This window comes from Streptomyces sp. OR43, from assembly GCF_008042275.1.
Taxonomy (GTDB): domain Bacteria; phylum Actinomycetota; class Actinomycetes; order Streptomycetales; family Streptomycetaceae; genus Streptomyces.
On sequence record NZ_RDBK01000087.1, the window covers coordinates 1 to 1,183 of the forward strand.

Below are 1,183 nucleotides of genomic sequence, written 5' to 3' on the forward strand. Positions count from 1 at the left end.
GAGGAGCACCGCCTGGGTGACGGCCCCTGCCCCGTCGACGCCGGCCTCCAGCACGGCGGCACCCSCCTCTCCGACTCCGCCGCCTCGCCCGAGGTGGCGAGCCCGGCCCAGCGTGCCGCCGCCGACGCCCTGTGGTCGGCGGGTGCCGCCGTGCTGGAGGCCGGCGTCGACGGGGCAGGGGCCGTCACCCAGGCGGTGCTCCTCCGGGCCGCGCACACCGCCCGGCTCCGGCAGCTGCCGCGCGCCGCGGGCGCCGCGGTGTCCGTCGTCACGCTGCTGCGCGCGGCCCGCGCCGGGGACCCGTCCTACCGCACCGCCGATCTGGTCACGGCGCTGGCCGAACTCCTGAGCACCGCCCGCCGCGTGGGGACGGCGTCCGGGGCGGAGCTGGCCGCGGTCAAGGGCCGGGCGCGCCGCCCGTACAGCCCCGACGGCTCGCTGCGCCTGTACGGCCTGTTCACCGAACCCGTGGTCACCGACTCGGGCCACGGCGGCGCCCGTACGTGGGTCGCCGGATCCGACGGCCGCCTCTGCACGGTCGGTGACGTGGCCCCCGGCGGCGTCGGGCGCGCCCTGGGCGTGGCCGACCGGGCCGTGCGCCTGGGAGACAGCGCGCTCACCCACCGGGAGCTGGGCAGGGCCGGCCTGGCGGTCTCCGGGGCGACGGTCTCGCCGGACGGCAGGCTGGGCGCCGGCAAGGGCGTCAAGGCCGTCTCCGCCCCGGGCATGGCATGGACGGATCCTCCGCTTGCCGCCCTGTGGGAGCCGCCGCCGTCCGAACAGGCCGCTCGCGCCCTGCGGTCCGTCTCCCGCTACGCGGACCCGGAGGGCGCCGGCAGCGACCTGCTTTTCCTCGACGTCGAACTTCTCGGAGCCGTAAGGGAGTCGGGAGGAACCTGCCTGCTCGCCCGGTGCGAGCAAGGCACGGCCGTCCGGCTCACCGTCGCCGACGACGATCCCGCGCTGGCCCACCGGGACAACCTGACGCTGCTGGCGACCGCGCCGGGGACGCGGCTGCGGATCATCGGCCGTCTGGTCCCCGCCCCCCACCCCCGGCGCGGTCGCCAGCAGCGTCAGGTTGTCCCGGTGGGCCAGCGCGGGATCGTCGTCGGCGACGGTGAGCCGGACGGCCGTGCCTTGCTCGCACCGGGCGAGCAGGCAGGTTCCTCCCGACTCCCTTACG

1 pseudogene is annotated in these 1,183 nt (G+C 77.7%); it reads left to right on the forward strand.

The annotated features are described in order from the left end of the window. Nucleotides 1-1,183, forward strand: a pseudogene (locus tag EAO72_RS40950) (hypothetical protein); the annotation flags it as partial.